This window comes from Janthinobacterium sp. HH106 (assembly GCF_001758725.1).
GTDB lineage: Bacteria > Pseudomonadota > Gammaproteobacteria > Burkholderiales > Burkholderiaceae_D > Janthinobacterium.
Genome location: NZ_LRIC01000027.1, coordinates 81,083 through 97,460, shown reverse-complemented (window position 1 = coordinate 97,460; position 16,378 = coordinate 81,083). Strand labels below are relative to the sequence as shown.

12 protein-coding genes are annotated in these 16,378 nt (G+C 63.6%); 2 read left to right on the top strand and 10 right to left on the bottom strand.

Translation table 11 applies throughout. The features are described 5' to 3' along the window. Nucleotides 1-30: 30 nt before the first annotated feature. From JAB8_RS12560 to JAB8_RS12515, 10 genes are all read right to left on the bottom strand, one after another. Nucleotides 31-951: a PfkB family carbohydrate kinase gene (locus JAB8_RS12560; protein WP_070289751.1), complete on the bottom strand. Its 921-nt coding sequence runs from the start codon at nt 949-951 to the stop codon at nt 31-33. Further along, nucleotides 948-2,576, bottom strand: a complete 1,629-nt coding sequence (locus JAB8_RS12555; RefSeq protein ID WP_070289749.1) for an alpha-amylase family glycosyl hydrolase — start codon at nt 2,574-2,576, stop codon at nt 948-950. The genes JAB8_RS12560 and JAB8_RS12555 overlap by 4 nt, the downstream gene beginning before the upstream one ends. A gap of 2 nt (nt 2,577-2,578) precedes the next feature. Next, on the bottom strand, nt 2,579-3,469 hold the full coding sequence (gene malG, locus JAB8_RS12550; protein ID WP_070218276.1) for a maltose ABC transporter permease MalG: 891 nt from the start codon (nt 3,467-3,469) through the stop codon (nt 2,579-2,581). A gap of 9 nt (nt 3,470-3,478) precedes the next feature. Continuing rightward, nucleotides 3,479-4,990 (bottom strand): maltose ABC transporter permease MalF, encoded by a 1,512-nt coding sequence (gene malF / locus JAB8_RS12545; protein WP_071654406.1) that lies wholly within the window; start codon nt 4,988-4,990, stop codon nt 3,479-3,481. 148 nt (nt 4,991-5,138) lie between these two features. Next, nucleotides 5,139-6,359: a maltose/maltodextrin ABC transporter substrate-binding protein MalE gene (gene malE / locus JAB8_RS12540; RefSeq protein WP_070218275.1), complete on the bottom strand. Its 1,221-nt coding sequence runs from the start codon at nt 6,357-6,359 to the stop codon at nt 5,139-5,141. A 110-nt stretch (nt 6,360-6,469) separates the two neighbouring features. Next, nucleotides 6,470-7,555 carry a sn-glycerol-3-phosphate ABC transporter ATP-binding protein UgpC gene (gene ugpC / locus JAB8_RS12535; RefSeq protein ID WP_070218274.1) on the bottom strand — a complete coding sequence of 362 codons (1,086 nt, stop codon included), beginning with the start codon at nt 7,553-7,555 and terminating at the stop codon, nt 6,470-6,472. Between the two features lie 84 nt (nt 7,556-7,639). Further along, complete coding sequence (locus tag JAB8_RS12530) at nt 7,640-9,277, bottom strand: alpha-amylase family glycosyl hydrolase (protein WP_070289747.1); 1,638 nt, start codon at nt 9,275-9,277, stop codon at nt 7,640-7,642. Between the two features lie 300 nt (nt 9,278-9,577). Continuing rightward, on the bottom strand, nt 9,578-10,591 hold the full coding sequence (locus JAB8_RS12525; protein WP_070289745.1) for a substrate-binding domain-containing protein: 1,014 nt from the start codon (nt 10,589-10,591) through the stop codon (nt 9,578-9,580). Nucleotides 10,592-10,890: 299 nt separating this feature from the next. Beyond that, nucleotides 10,891-12,108, bottom strand: coding sequence for a carbohydrate porin (locus tag JAB8_RS12520; protein WP_070218271.1), 1,218 nt, complete (start codon nt 12,106-12,108; stop codon nt 10,891-10,893). A 220-nt stretch (nt 12,109-12,328) separates the two neighbouring features. After that, a complete protein-coding gene (locus JAB8_RS12515) occupies nt 12,329-13,888 on the bottom strand; it encodes an MFS transporter (RefSeq protein WP_070289743.1) in 1,560 nt (519 codons plus the stop codon). Nucleotides 13,889-13,995: 107 nt separating this feature from the next. On the opposite strand from JAB8_RS12515, the gene JAB8_RS12510 reads away from it, so the two are divergent. After that, the gene (locus JAB8_RS12510; protein ID WP_070289741.1) at nt 13,996-14,922 is read left to right on the top strand and encodes a LysR family transcriptional regulator; all 927 of its coding nucleotides are present in this window, start codon (nt 13,996-13,998) and stop codon (nt 14,920-14,922) included. Nucleotides 14,923-15,246: 324 nt separating this feature from the next. Next, nucleotides 15,247-16,356, top strand: coding sequence for a patatin-like phospholipase family protein (locus JAB8_RS12505; protein WP_070289739.1), 1,110 nt, complete (start codon nt 15,247-15,249; stop codon nt 16,354-16,356). Nucleotides 16,357-16,378 lie beyond the last annotated feature (22 nt).

The window sequence follows — 16,378 nt, the reverse complement described above, 5'->3', positions numbered from 1 at the left end:
GCCCTTAGGCGGCTCACGTCCCCCCCAGGCTTACCAAGGCGGGTTTGCTTGGGAAACAGCGTCGTATTGCTGCAGCTCTGCCTGGCCGATGAACCGTTCATGCGTGCCATGCTGGGCGCAGGCAAACGCGCCGCCGATGGCGCCGCGGCGCATGGCTTCGTCGAGCGGCAATCCTGCCAGCCAGGCGTGCAAAAACGCGGCGACGAACGAGTCGCCCGCGCCATTCGTGTCCACCACGGGCAGCTTCAATCCCGCCGTCGGAGTGTGGCGCACGGACGCGCTGCCCCGTTCCAGCAGGTAGGCGCCGTGCGCGCCGGCCATGGCGATCACGGCCTGCGCGCGGCCTTGCCAAATAATTTCGCGCATGACGTCGTCCCGACGCTCGCCCAGCGCCGCCGTGCTGAGAAACACCAGGTCGGCGCGCAGGGCAAAGACCTTGTGGTGCGGGTTGACGCCATCCCAGTCGTGCAGATCGGTCGATACCGTCGTGCCGCACGCTTGCGCGTCGTCAAACAGTGCGGCCACCCAGCCCATGATGGAAAAGTGCGCGTGGCGCGCCGGTCCCAGGTAGGGAAGATAGAAAGCGGCCGGCATGCGCAGGTCTTCCGGGTGGCGGCCGTCGTACAGCGACAGTCTGCGCCCCTGCGGGTCGACCAGGTTGACGCTGCGCCGTGTGCCCGAGGGTTCGACTAGGTGTGAAAAATCGAGTTTGGTCTCTTTATAGCGCTGCAGAATGGCCGCGCCTTGCGCATCGTCGCCGATGAAGTCGATGAACTTGCAGCGCAGGCCCAGCGCGTGGCAACCGAGCGCCACGCCATTGCCCGTGTGCGCCACGTAGTCGCGGATGGGGGGCACGTGCAGCGAATCGGCCACGGGCAATTGCAGGTCGGGGACGCGCACGATCGTGTCGATGCCGGCGCCGCCGACCACCAGGATGTCATAGGTACTCATGGTGCAGCCTTTTCTAACAGGGCGGTGCCGGCCGCGTGTACCGCGACGGTGCCATCTTTGACGATACAGGTTTGATTGGTGTAGGCGTCGCGCAGCAGGGTGCCATCGGCGAACACGCCGTGCACCTTCAGTGAGAGCGCGCCTTGCGCCTCGGGCACGGCGATGACGGCGTCACCATCCATCACGCGGGCGAATGCGTACGGCTTGTCGTTGATGAACCGGTGTTCACCGCGCGCCAGGGCAGGGTGGCGCAGGCGGAACTGGCCCAGCTTGCGCGCATGCGCGAGGGTGGCGGCATCGAGCGAGCCCCAGTTCATGCTTGACCGCGTGGCCTGCTGTTCGTCGCCGATGGGCGCCGTGCCAGGCTGGCGCGCGCTTTCATCGCCATAGAACAGCTGCACGCCGCCCGGCGCCAGCAGCAGGGCGGACAAGCCGTGCTTCAATTGATCGCGCGGGAACAGGCTGGTGTCGTGCGAGGAGATGTACGACAGGATGTCGTGGCGTGGCTCTTTCGCCAGTAAGCCCGCGTACTGGCGATACACGCCGTCGATGCTTTTCCAGTCGCCGCCCGCGCGGTGTTGAAAGTCGAAATTGATCATCGAGTCGAAGCCGGCATCAAACCAGCTGCTGCGCTCGGGGCCATGGCCCCACGCTTCGCCCGTCATCCAGAACGGTGCGTCGTCGATCTTTTGTTCGGGATGGCGCGTTTTCCAGTCTTGTAATGCCTCCGTGGCCGCCGCGCGCAGGGCCAGCCAGCTGGCCGGCTCCACGTGCTTGACGGTGTCGGCCCTGAAACCGTCGACGCCGAATTCGCGCACCCAGTCGGCCAGCCAGTGCACCAGATAACCGCGCACCGTGGTGCCGGGCAGGGCGACGGCACGCGTGTCCGTCTTGCGCTGCAAAATCGGCGGCAAGCCCACGGCCTTGCCGCTCTCCGTGCGGAAGTCGGGCAGGTAGGCCAGCTGCATCGTGTAGTCGTCCTTGCCGCCATCGGAATAGCCGGGCAGGCCCGCGCGTACCCAGTCCGGCCCCCACCATTGCTTGAATTCGAAGTTGTTGTAGTCGATGAAGCTGTGATAATCGCGCAGCGCGGCCTTGTCATGGCCGGGCCACAGCACGGGCACCTTGTATTCGGCCAGGGTGCGCAAGTCCGCATAGCCGGGGTGGTTCAGCACCACGTCGAACAGCACGCGGATGCCTTGCGCGTGCGCCGTGGCGATCATCTCGCGCAGCTCGTCGCGCGTGCCCATGTTGGCGTCCATCGTGGTGTAATCGAGTGCCCAGTAGCCGTGGTAGGCATAGTGCTGGAATTGCTGCTTGCCGCCCACCACCCAGCCGTGGATCTGCTCGTACGGTGCCGTGATCCACAGGGCGTTGACGCCCAGTTCCTTGAAATAGCCGGCTTTGAGCTGCTGCGTGATGCCGGCGATGTCGCCGCCGTGAAAGCTGCCCACGTCGCCGCCTTGCGGGTCGGCGGCGCGGCCGTAACTGTGGTCGTTGCCGGGATTGCCGTTGGCGAAACGGTCCGTCACGGCGAAGTAGACGATGGGATTGTCTGCAAAACTCCCTGCCTGCGCCGAAGCGCAGAGTAACAGGGCGGCCAGCGTAGTCAGGGAGCGTCGCATGGTCAGCCCTTCACGCCGCCGGCCGTCAGGCCGGAGATCATCCATTTTTGCGCCAGCAGGAACACGGCCGTGATCGGCAAGCCGGACAAAATGGCCGCCGCGGCGAAGTCGCCCCACAGGTATTTTTGCTCGTACAGGAACAGTTTCGAGCCGACGGCCAGGGTCAGGTTGTTCTGCTCATGCAGCAGCACGGAAGCGATCGGGTATTCGATGATGGCGCCGATGAAGGACAGCAGGAACACCACCATCAGGATGGGCACCGTCATCGGCAGCAGCACGTAGACGAAGGCCTGCCACTGCGTGGCGCCGTCGACCTTGGCCGCTTCCTCGATCTCGACGGGGATGGTTTGATAATAGCCCTTGATGGTCCAGATATGCAGGGCGATGCCGCCCGTGTAGGCCAGCACCAGGCTGCCGTGGTGGTCGATGCCCAGCCAAGGCACGTAGCTGCCCAGCACGTCGAAGATGGCGTAGATGGCCACCAGGGCCAGCACGGCGGGGAACATCTGCAGCAGCATCAGCGCGGACAGCGTCTGCGACTTGAAGCGGAACTGCATGCGCGCGAACGCATACGCGCACGTGGTCGACAGCAGCACGGTGACGGTGGCGCTCATGCTGGCCACCTTGATGGAATTCCACAGCCACAGCAGCACGGGGAAGTCCGGTTCGACCAGGGCGCCGTTGGGCGCCTGGTAAGACATGCCCAGCGCCAATCGCCAGTGCTCGAAGCTGATCTCGGGCGGGATCAAGCTGCCCGAGGCGAAGTTGCCTGGTCGCAAAGAAATCGACAGGATCATCAGGAAGGGGAACATCACCAGCGCGATCAGCGCGATCACGGCGACGTGGGCCGCCAGGATGCGCCAGCGGTTGGAACGGTCGACAACGATAGCCATTACTGTCCTTTATGCTTTGTTCATGCGCGTCAGGCGCATGTTGACCAGCGAAATCGCGGCCACGAGGAAGAAGATCAGGGTCGAGATGGCGGCGGCCAGGCCAAAGTTCTGGCCGGAATCCTCGAACGCGATGCGGTAGGTGTAGGACACGAGCAAGTCCGTCGTGCCGGCCGGTAACGTTGTGTCGAGGAAATCGGGACGCCCGCCCGTCAGCAAGCTGATCAGCACGAAATTATTGAAGTTGAAACCCAGGCTGGCCACCATCAAAGGCGTCAGCGGCTTGATGATCAGGGGCAGGGTGATCTTGAAGAAATTCGTCAGCGGTCCCGCGCCGGCCAGGGCCGACGCTTCGTACAGGTCCGACGGGATCGCCTTGATGAGACCCATGCACACCACCATCATGTAGGGGTAGCCGAGCCAGGTGTTGACGATCAGGATCATGGCCTTGGCCAGCGTGGTGTCCGAGAACCAGGCGGGCTTGATGCCGAACAGGGCGTCGAGCACGAGGTTGATTTCGCCGAAGTTGTTATTGAACAACCCCTTGAAGACGAGGATGGAAATGAAACCGGGCACAGCGTATGGCAGGAACAGCAGGGTGCGGTACAGGCCGCGGAAGCGCAGCGCATCCCAGTTCAGCAGAACGGCCAGCACCATGCCCAGGCCCGTCGTGGTGGCCACGCTGATCAGGGCGAAGACGATGGTCCAGACGAAAATACGCAGGAAGGGGCCGCGGAACGCTTCATCGGAGAAGATTTTCACGAAGTTGGCAAAGCCCACATTGACCTTGAAGCCCGGTTCCAGTTTCGTGCCGTCCGGCATTTCATAAAAGCCCGTCTTGAAGTTCGGCGTCACGAGTTCGCCCGTGGCGACTTTTTTGAGGGTCTTGTCCGGCAATTGTTTGTAGACATGCGCGACGGGGCCGAATTCGCGCAAGCCCACCATGCGCAGCTCGATCCTGTTCGGCAGGACCAGGGTGAGCAGCTTCAAGTCCTTTTGCAGGGCGATGATGTCCTTGATGGGCAGGGCAGGGGCCAGCACGGGCGCCTGCACGGGGTCAGCCGGCGCCACGTCCACCTTCAGCGGGACGGCGCGCTTCAGGGCCAGCGGCGGCGTCAGCAGCACTTCGCCCGTGTCCGGGCTTTCCAGGCGCAAGCGGTATTCCTTGTTGTCGGCATGCACGGTCATGGCATAGCCGGCGCTTTCCACGCGCTGCGTCTCGTCGAGCAGGTATTGCGTGGCCCTGTCATAGGTGAGCAGGTTGCGCGAACTGAAATTGGTAAAGCCGATCGACACCGTGTACACCATCGGCAGCAGCACGAAGACGATTACCGCCGTGATGCCGGGAAACAGATAACGGTAGGCATAGGCGCGCGGCGACGTGAAGACAAACGTCGTCAGGGTCAGCAAGCCGAGGAAAACGGCGGCCAGCATGGTCTGGCCGGAAATGTACAACATGAAGAGCAGATACAGACCCAGCGCCATGCTGATGGTCAATACCGTAGGGCCGATAAACTTGCGCACGATGGGATACCTGTGAAGATGGATGCTGGATGTCAAGCGTGGTGGCGTAGGTCGGATTAGCGGCTGCGCCGCGTAATCCGACATCAGCCGCCAACAATGTTTGTCGGATTACGGCCCTTCGGGCCTAATCCGACCTACCTAAAGCTAATTAATTGGCGGTCGTAATCCGCTTCGCCGCCGCATCCAGGCCATCCTTGGTCGTCTGGCGGCCCTGGGTGATGTTTTCCAGCGCCGATTGCATCGACGACCAGAAGCGGCCCATTTCCGGATTGTTCGGCATCGGGCGGCCCGCTTGGGCGCTTTCCATCGTCGCCTGGATGTTCGGATTGGCTTTCAATTCCGCGAACAGCACTTTATTAGCTGGCGTGCCCAGCGGGACGTCGGCGTTGATGGTTTTCAGGCCATTGAGCTGCAGCATCTGGTTTTCCAGAAATTCCGTCGCCAAGTCCTTGTTCGGACTGGCTTTCGAAATCATCGCACCCAGCACGCCCACGAATGGGGTGGCCGTCTTGCCTGCCACGGTAGGAATCGTTGCCACGCCGTAATTGATCTTCGATTTGCGCGCATTGTCCCACGACCATGGGCCGTTGATCATCATGGCGATCTTGCCCTGGTTGAAGCCCGCTTCCATCTCCGCGTAGCCCGCGCCCTTCGGCATGGCGCCGCTGTTGATCAGAGTCATCAGCGCATTCACGCCGGCTTGCGAACCGGCATTGTTCACGCCCGTTTTCGCTGCATCGTAGCGGCCGTCGGACTTGACTTCAAACGGGAAGCCGCCGCCCGCGCCCAGCAAAGGCCACGTGAAATAGGTATTCGTGTAATCCCACAGGATGGCTTTCTTGCCTTGTGCGGAGAGTTTCTTGTCCAGCGCGGCGATTTCCTCGAAGGTCTTAGGCGGGGTCGGCACCAGGTCCTTGTTGTAGACGAGGGCGACGGCTTCGATCGAGATCGGGTAGCCCCAGGTCTTGCCGCCCACGGTGAAGGCATTCCAGGCCAGCGGCAGGATGGCGGCGCGCGCTTCCTTGCTTGGCGTCACTGGTTGCAGCAAGCCTGCGTCGATCCAGCCGCCGATGCGGTCATGCGGCCAGATCCAGATGTCCGGGCCCTTGCCGGCGGCGGCCGCCTGCTGGAATTTGTTCGGCGCATCTTCCGGGTGCTCGACGACGACCTTGACGCCCGTCTTCTTGGTGAATTCTTCGCCGACCTTGGCCAGGCCCTTGTAGCCTTTGTCGCCATTGATCCAGATCAACAGGGTGCCTGCTTCGGCCGCGTTCGCCATGCTGACGGCGGCCAGGTTGCCGATGCCGGCCAGGGCGGCGGCGATCAGGGTGGTTTTGATGAAGCTGCGTTTCGGGTGCGTGAAGGACATGTCAATCTCCAGTATCTTTTTTTATGCTAAGTTTATGTTGAGTATCAAGGCTGAAACGATGCAACCAGGCCAGGCGGCGCCTGTAGCGCCTGGCCCCTAAAGCGGATAGATCAGGTGCGGGTCTGGCCGTGCTCGTCGAACACGTGGACGCGGGCGGGCGCCACCTGCAGCGATACGGACTGGCCAATCGCCCAGTCCGTATCCGCATCGGCGCGCACCACCAGCGGCTCGTCGCCGCCCGGGACGTGCACATACAGATAGCTGATGTCGCCCAGTTTTTCCACCGCCTGCACGGTGGCCGTGATGGCGGCAGCGGCACCGGGCGCGCATGCCTGCACGTGCTCGGGGCGCGCGCCGACGGTGACGGGCATACCGCTGGCCAGCGGCTGCGTCAACGCCGCCTGCAGCATGCCGCCCGCGTTGGTGGCGATGGTGGCCACGCCGTCGATATAGCTGTGGATCTTGCCTTTGAGGAAGTTCATGCGGGGCGAACCGAGGAAGCCGGCCACGAACAGGTTGGCGGGATGGTGGTACAGCTCGAGCGGTGCGCCCACCTGTTCGATGCGTCCCGCGTTGAGCACGACGATGCGGTCGGCCAGGGTCATCGCCTCGACCTGGTCATGCGTGACGTAAATCATGGTCGAGCGCAATTCGCGGTGCAGATTCGCCAGTTCGATGCGCATCTGCACGCGCAAGGAGGCGTCCAGGTTCGACAGCGGTTCGTCGAACAGGAAGACGTCGGGCTTGCGCACGATGGCGCGGCCGATGGCCACGCGCTGGCGCTGGCCGCCCGACAAGTCTTTCGGCTTGCGTTCGAGCAAAGGTTCGATGCGCAGGATTTGCGCGGCGCGCTGCACGGCGTCGGCAATTTGTACCTTGCTCATGCCGGCCAGTTTCAGGCCGAAGGCCATGTTCTGTGCCACGCTCATGTGCGGATACAGGGCGTAGCTCTGGAAGACCATGGCGATGCCGCGCTTGGCGGGCGGCACGTCGTTCATGCGCGTCTTGCCGATGAATAAGTCGCCGCCGCTGATTTCTTCCAGGCCGCAGATGCTGCGCAGCAAGGTCGATTTGCCGCAACCCGACGGGCCCACGAAGACCATGAATTCGCCATCGGCGATCTCCAGGTCGATGCCGTGCAGGGTTTGCACGTCGCCATATGCCTTCTTCAGGCCTGTTAATTTCAGTCCAGCCATGTCGTCCTCGTTCTCTCAATTTGGCCCCGCTGATGCGCGGGGCTCGTTATTGTAATTGGCGGCATGGCCGCCAAAGGGTACTGTTTAAGCGTGCGTGCCGAACCAGCCGCCATGCGGGGGCAGGCTGATCTGCTGGCCATCTTTACTGCCTGGCAAGCCGTGACCGGCCAGGCCGGCTGCTGGCGCCGCGTCAGGCCAGGCGAAGGTGACCGCCTCCGTGCCCAGGTTGAAGGCGGCCAGCACGGACGGCTGTCCCGGCAAGTCGCGGCGCAGGGCCAGCACGGGTTCCGGCGCATCGAAGAAGACGATATCGCCGCGCAGCAACTGCGGCAGGGTGCGGCGCCAGGCGAGGATATTTTGCGCAAAGCGCAATGGTGAAGCAGAATCGTTTTTTTCCACATCCACCGCGCGCGCCAGGTGTTCGGGCGGCACGGGCAGCCAGGGTTTTGCCGAACTGAAGCCGCCATGCGGCGCATCGGCCACCCATGGCATCGGCGTGCGGCAGCCGTCGCGGCCCTTGAACTGGGGCCAGAACGGGATGCCGTACGGGTCTTGCAGCGCTTCGAAAGGAATGTCCGCTTCCGTCAGGGCCAGCTCGTCGCCCTGGTACAGGCAGGGCGTGCCTTTCAAGGCCGCCTGCACGGCCAGCACCACCTTGGCCAGCGACGGCGACGGGTTCTGGCCGCCCCAGCGCGTCATGACGCGCACGCTGTCGTGGTTGCCCACTGACCAAGATGCCCAGCCGTCGGCCACTTGCGCCTCGAATTCTTCCACCTGCTTGCGGATGTGCGCGGCGGAAAACTCGGCCGTCAGCAGGTTGAAACTGTAAGCCATGTGCAGCTTGTCGGCACCCGTGTAGGCGGCCATCGTGGCCAGCGCATTGTCGTCGCCCACTTCGCCGATGGAAATGGCCTGGTATTCATCAAGGATGGCGCGCACGCGCTGCAGATAGGCGATGTTTTCCGGCTGCGTCTTGTCGTACATGTGCGCCTGCATGCCGTACGGGTTGATGGCCGACACGCTGCTCGCATCGCGCTGCGCGGCGGGTGGATTGTCGCGCAGCAACTGGTCGTGGTAGGGGAAATTGCAGGAATCGAAGCGGAAACCGTCGACACCGCGCTTGAGCCAGAAACGCAGGTTGTCCAGCTGCGCCTGCTGCACGGCCGGGTTGTGGAAGTTCAGGTCGGGCTGGCTGACGAGAAAATCGTGCAGGTAGTACTGGCCGCGGCGCGGCTCCCATTGCCAGGCGGAACCGCCGAACACGGAGAGCCAGTTGTTCGGCGGCGTGCCGTCCGGTTTCTGGTCGGCCCACACATACCAGTCGGCCTTGGGATTGTCGCGGCTGGAGCGGCTTTCCACGAACCACGGGTGGACGTCGGACGAATGCGACAGCACTTGGTCGATCATCACTTTCAGGCCCAGTTCATGGGCGCGCGCCACCAGGCGGTCGAAATCGGCCAGGGTGCCGAACATGGGATCGACGTCGCAGAAGTCGGCCACGTCGTAGCCGAAGTCCTTCATCGGCGATGTGAAGAAGGGCGAGATCCAGACGATGTCGGCGCCCAGGGCGGCGATGTAATCGAGCTTGGAGGTAATGCCGGGCAAGTCGCCGATGCCGTCGCCATTGCTGTCGAGGAAGCTGCGTGGATAGACCTGGTAGATGACGGCGCTGCGCCACCAGTCGGCGGGCAGGTGGGCGAGATTGTTCTGAATGGTCGGCATGAATGATTTCTTAAAAGTGCCTGTAGCCGTGGCTATCAGGGCGGCGCTGCTGGTTGGTAGGCGAACGTCTTATTTTAAAATTCAAAGCGCTTTGGGTATGAAATGAGTATAGTTCAAAGCGCTTTGAAAAGTAAAGCGATACACGCGCCAGACATACGATTTTTTTATGAGGGTGATTCAGGACAACAAGACGGGAGAGCCGGGGTCAGACCCGCCGGGGGAATGCGTCCCGGTGGGGCGCATTCCGATCACGCAGTGACTGACCCCGGTATTTCGCGGATTGCGCGGTGCGAGGGGAAATCAGGCGCGGACTACTGGTCCCGCCGATTCCCCTGGCAGCAGTTCGCATGGCCACAGTTCCTGCAGGTCGGTGACGGGCGTGCCGTCCATCAGGGCCAGCAGCATGTGGATCATCTTCGCGCCGGCGCCGCGCGGGTCGGGCTGGACGACGGTGGTGACGTTATGGCCGGCCAGGGAATCTTCCATCACGCCCCAGACGATCAGCGACATTTCGCGGCCGATGGCGATGCCCGCGTCGAGCAGGGCGCGCACGGCGCCCACGCCCGACATGTGGTTATCGACGATGACGGCGGTGGGGCGGGGCGAGCGGGCCAGCAGGCGCTGCATGGCCTGGTAGCCGGCGCGGCGGTCGTGCGCATTGTCGACCAGATTGTCGGGATCGACGGCCAGGCCGCCCGCCTGCATGGCGTGCTGGAAACTCTCGACGCGCTGGCGCACGAAGTTCAGGTCTGGCGTGGCGCTGATCAGGCCGATGCGCTGGTGGCCCAGCTGCGCCAGGCGCTCGACGGCCAGGCGCATGCCCGCTTCGTTGTCGTAGTCGAACCACGCATGTGGCTGGTTCAGCTGCGTGCGGCCATGCGCGACGAACGGCATGCCCTGCTGCGCCAGGTAGGCGATGCGCTCGTCGAACGGTTTCGTGCGCCCGACGATCAAGCCATCGATGCGGCGGCCCTTGACCATGCGTTCATACGTGTGGAATTCGTTGGTGGCCGAGGCGGGCGCGATCATCATGTCCATCTGCTGCGCTTCCAGCGCTTCGGACATGCCGCCCACGATGTCGATGAACATGGGGTCGGCCAGGTCGTTCGGCATCAGCGGGTAGATGATGCCGACGATGTTCGTACGCCCCACGGCCAGGCTGCGCGCCATGGGATTGGGGCGGTAGCCGGCCGCCTGCGCGGCGGCCAGCACCCGCTCGCGCGTGCGTTCGCTCACTTCTGGATAGCCATTCAAGGCGCGGCTGACGGTGGTTTCGGATATTCCTAGCGTTCTGGCGAGATTTTTGAGGTTCATGAATGCTGCGTATGGGGTGGGTCGGGAGCGATGCGGTGCGATGAAGGGTAGTTTATCTGATAAATGCCGGAATGATCAGGGGTATGACCTGCGGCGGCGGCGCCCAAAAAAATACGCGGGCAAACCCAGGGGCGCCCGCGCTAAAAGAGGATACTGCTGAATCACTACATTGAAGCTGCCGGCCATCGCGTGCAGCGGCGAAATGGTGGGTCCGGTTACTGCCTGCCCCGAAATGCGGGCGGTGTTGCTGCCACCGGCAAGCGTCCGGGGACGCTTGCCGACGTTCTAGATGCCGGCGATTACCACCAGCTTTCCACCTGGAAGCCCATCGAGCTGCCATTGGTCTTGCCACCGAACACGCCCGTCGACGACAGCGCCGATTCCGCCGCGGCGGCCGACTGGGCTGCCTTGTTCCATTTGGCGTAGGTGTAGAAGGCGCGCAGCACGGGGCGCGACCAGAAGCTGTTGCCGGCCGACAGTTGCGGCGCGAAGGTCAGCTTGGTCAGGTTGCGGCTTTCGCCGCCTTCCGGCTTGACGATGTCGTGGCCCAGTTCCACGGCCAGGCTGTAGTTGTCCGTGAAGTGGTAGACGGGGCGCGCGCCGATCGACGTCCACTTGCTGCTCACGCCTGCCGTTTCCTTGTCTTCGTAGACGAAGGTACCCATGCCCGACCAGGAACCTTTGGGCTGGATCATGATCTGTTCCGTCAGGCGCACGACCTTGTCATCCTTGCTGGCGCCCAGGCTGAAGCCGCCCGTGTTGGCCGCGCTGCCTTTGCCGTACTGCAGTGCCACCTTGTTGAAGCCGCCCAGCAGATTGCCTTGCGTATGCATGATGGTCAGCAAGTGGCCGCTGGCGATGGGCGCCGCGCCTTGCGCGTTGCGTTTCTGGTTGAATTGCAGGCCCAAGGTCAGTTCGCCGTCCGGGTTGACCTTGATGCCGGAGAAGCGCAAGTCGTGGGACAGGCCCATGCGCTTGCTGTCGCCGTCGTCGGCCGTGCGCACGATGGCGTAGGCCAGCTTGGCCGCGCCCAGGTCGATGTTTTCCAGGCCGGCGCCAGGGCCGCTGTTATTCCAGAAGTAGTAATCGGTGATGTGCACGTCCTGGCGGTCGTAGTAGCGCTTGCCGACCCAGGCGCGCGCTTCGGCGAAGGCGCCCGTGCCGATCTTGTCCGCCACCACGTTCATTTCGCGCCACGACGGGTCCGATTGTTCCCAGTCCTGGTTCTGGTTCACGGAAAACGCCACCAGGGTATTGATGCGGAAAGTGGTGCCGTTCGCTGCCTTGAAGGCCTCGCCGCCGAATTTCAGCTCGCCGTAGGTTTCGCACTCATTGCCCAGACGATATTTGGACGAGGCGCCGGCCAGGCCGAAACACGCTTCCTTGCCGCCTTCGCTGCTGGTACCGATGCCCGAGCGGATGTAACCGCCGAAGTCGATCGGCAGGGCTGCCTGGGCCGACGCGCTCAAGGCCATGAGCACTGCCGCTGGCAACGCTTTCAAGAAAAATTTGTTCATTGTGTCTCCAGTGTTTTTATAGATGTGGGATCGGCGCGCATCACTTTGCACAACCAAAGCGCTTTAACTATGTCTCAAAGCGCTTTGAGTATAGTTCAAAGCGCTTTGATAAGTAAACTCGTTTTGTTCTTGGCGTTGTTCGGAAACTTTGTGGGTGTTGCGGAGAAACATCAAAGGCGGGCGACGGCGCGTGGGCGCCGCCGTGTATGGCAGGAGGAGATCAGGAGGGAGTGTCGCAGGCGGGTAGGGTGGTCGAGTCCGTTGCGGCAAGGGCAGGATGCCGCAGGAAGACCAGAATCAGCAGGGCCGAGGTCGTCGTAATGCTGGCCAGCACATACAGCAAGTGGCAAAAGGCCGTGCCGTACGCTTGCGCCAGTTCGGCGGCGCCAGCCTGCGGCAGCAGGGTGGCCGCATGGCGCAGCTCGCCCAGCGCCAGGAAGGAGCCCGCGTGCGCCGCCTGTTCCGCGCCGATGCCGGCAAGGTCGGCGTGGCCCAGCGCCGCGACAGTAAACGTGCCCAGCAGCGCGCTGACGATGGCCAGCGCCAGGCCTTCGCCCGCCACCCTCGTCGTGTTAAAGATGCCGGCCGCCATGCCGGCCCGTTCGACGGGCACGACGCTGATGGCCAGACCATCCATCAAGCCCCAGGGCAGGCTGATGCCGCAACCGATCAGCAGCAGCGGCCCGATCAAGGTAGTGGGCGACTGGCCCGGCGCACACGTCGACAGCCACAGCAAGCCGCCCGCCGCCAGCAGCAGGCCGCTGGCGCAAATGTGCGCGGCGGCAAGGCGCTGCGCCGCCAGGCCGGCCAGGACCGGCAGCACCAGCATGGGCGCGGACAGGGCGATCATCATGCGTCCCGCCTCCAGCGCGCTGTAGCCTTCGATGCCGATGAAGCGGGCCGGCAGCAATACGAGCAGCACGACGAAGGAAAACGCGGGCGCGGCCGCCAGCAATTGCACGCCGGCAAAGGCGGGCAGGCGGAACAGGGTCAAGTCCAGCATGGGCCGCGCGGCGCGCCGCTCCACGCGGATGAACGCAGCCAGCAGCAAGGCCGCGCCACCGAACAGCCCCAGGCTGGCGGGGCTGCCCCAGCCTTTGTGCGGCGCCTGCAGCAAGCCATAGGTAAACAGGGAGAGCGCGCCCGTAAACGTCAGGGCGCCGGGCCAATCGACGCCTTGCGCCTGCGGGTCGCGCGTGTTGCGCATGGCGCGCGCGGCGGCCAGCAGGGCGGCCAGGCCGGTCACGGCCGTGACGATGAAGATGGCGCGCCAGCCCGTATGCGTGATCAAGGTGCCGGCCAGGAAGGGGCCGAAGGCCAGGCCCGCGCCGAAGGCCGTGCCGATCAGGCTGAAGGCGCGCGCGCGGGCCGGGCCGTCGAATTCCTGAGCCAGGGCCGCCAGTCCACTCGACAGGGCCATGGCGCAGCCCAGGCCCTGGACGGCGCGCAGCACGTCGAGCCACAGGATGGCGGGCGCGGCCGCCAAGGCCAGCGCGGCGGCGGAAAACACAGCCATGCCCAGCAAGAACACGCGCTTGCGGCCATAACGGTCGGCCAGCGCGCCGGCCACCATCAGGCAGCCGCCAAAGCTGAGCATGAAGGCATTCGTGATCCAGGCCAGCGCCAGCGGCGTGCCGCGCAGCTCGGCGGCGATGGCGGGAATGGCGATGGCCGGTCCCGTAAAACTGAGCGGCATGCACAGCGCAGCGAGGCAGACGGCGGCCAGCACGAAGGCGCGCCGGGACGCGGAGGCAGGCTGCATGCGGTGATTCGTATCCATGGGAATGATTCCAGAAAGAGGGAATCCGATGATAATATGGATGCAATCCATGAAAAAGTGGCTGAAAATCCACTCATAACGGACAAATATTCCCTAATTGAGGTCGCATGGATAATTTGAACGGCATAGCCGCCTTCGTGCGCGCGGCGGAAACTTCCAGTTATGTGGCGGCCGGGCGGCTGCTCGGCGTGTCGGCTTCGGCCGTGGGCAAGAGCGTGGCGCGGCTGGAAGAAAAGCTGGGCGTGCGCCTGCTCAACCGCAGCACGCGGCGCATCAGCCTGAGCAACGAGGGCGCGCTGTTTTACGAGCGCTGCCAGCGCATCCTGGCCGACCTGGGCGATGCCGAGGCGGAACTGTCGCACCTGGCCGAGGCGCCGCGCGGCAAGCTGCGCGTCAGCCTGCCCGTGATCGGCTACCGCATCATCCTGCCCCTGCTGGCGGACTTTACGCGCAAGTACCCGGAGATCGAACTGGACCTCGATTTCAACGACCGCCTGGTCGACGTGGTGGCCGAAGGCGTCGACGTGGCCGTGCGCAGCGGAACGCTCACCGATTCGCGGCTGATGGCGCGCGAACTGGGGCCGTTTGCCTTTGCCATCGTCGGTTCTCCCGCGTACTTCGCCCGCCATGGCGTGCCGGCCACGCCGCGTGCGCTGGAAGGGCACGCCTGCGTGCGCTATAAATTCCCCACCACGGGCAAGTTGCAGGAATGGGCGCTGCAGCGCGCCGAGGGCGACAGCGGCGGCGAGCTGCGCTTGCCGACCGCATTGACCTGCAACAATATCGAAGCCTTGATCGGTGCCGCCACGCAGGGCGTGGGCCTCGCCTATTTACCCGACTTTATCGTGCGCGACGCCATCGCACGCGGTGAACTGCAAGCCGTGCTGGCCGACAGCTTGCTGTACTCGAGCAAGTTCTGGGTGCTGTGGCCGTCGAGCCGCCACCTGTCGCCCAAAATCCGTGTCTTTGTTGACCATCTGTGTACCCACCTGCATTTTTCCGCGTCCCCTCCCGACCCTGCATCTATCGCCTGATACCCCTGGCCCCCGCGCTGGCGGCGGGTTGGGGAATATTCCTACCCCAAAGCGATTAATCCTAATCCGCTAAATTTATATTTGCTGCGCCGCATCAAGCAATGCCGCACAGCATCAGCTTATGCCCTTCCTGAATATCAGTCATACGTTATTGAAATTGCCATAAGGAATTTATTTATGTTAATTTCATATCTGTTTCTGCAACATTGCATCGCTTCGGCGGTTGCCGGGACATGTGCAGGATTAGGCGCCATAAGCGTGTAGTAACCAACAATTAAGGGGTGACTGCCCCGTTCCGTTCAGGGAGTGTGCATGAAGACAGTGATGACGACGCCGCCGGATCCGGCGCCAGCCGCGACCGCGAAACCGGCCCGCAAAACGGGTTTGCTGCTGGGTGGCGGTGCACCAAATTCCACCCTGATCGCCGGCGCGCTGGCCGCTTTCCTCGATGAGGGCATCGAGTTCGACGTCATTTCCGCGTCCGGCGCGGGAGTGCTGATGGGTTTGCTTTACACGACGCCGCACGAGGCCACGCCGCGCCAGGCCTTGCAAAGCTGGGCCGACACGGGCGTGGCCGACAGCATCTACAAGATGATCCCGATCAACTACAAGGTATTCCAGAAGCCGGGCATGCACGCGAGCACCTTCCGCGACGCTTTCCAGCCGCCGGCCAACAATCCTTTTTTTCAGGCGTTCCAGCAAACGTTTGCGGGCGTGCCCACGGCCTGGTCGGACTGGGGCAAGCTGATGGTGTCGTCGCTGTCGCCATCGGACCTGTCCGCGAAAAGCCTGGGCCTGTGCGCGCATTTGCCCTTCCTGGAAAAAGCCGTCGACTTCGCGGGCGTGGCGCGCATGCGCCCCGATTTCTACATCAATGCCTACAACCTCAGCGAGCACCGCATGCAAATCTGGGGCAAGCACGAGATCGAACCCATCCACGTGCGCGCCGCGCTGTCGTTTCCCTTCCTGTATGCGCCGACGACCATCGACGGCGACGACTACATCGAAGGCGCGGCCCTCGACACGCTCAATTTCGACCCGTTTATCGAAGGCAAGGGCGAGCACCATGACGCCGACACCCTGGTCATCCTCGACATCCTCGGCGACGAGCGCCTGTTGCGCAAGCCGCGCAACCTGTACGACGCCTGGGTGCGCTCCATCATCACGCCGCTGGTGAAAATTTCCAAGAGCGAGCTGCGCCTGTTTGAGCTCGAGCACAACACGGATGCGCGCACGGGCCAGCCCAAGCGGCGTCTGCTGAAGCTCGACTTGATGGGCGGCATCCCGGAACAGCACTGGCCCGACACCCTGGACTGGTCCAGCTCGAACATGCAGCTGCTGTTCGACGTGGGCCACAAGGCGGGCCTGGCGTTTTGCCGCCAGCACGGCGACTTGCTGCGCCGCACGCCTGACGCAGCCCCGCTGGCGGCCTAAGCCCGCGCCGCCTGCAGCCGGT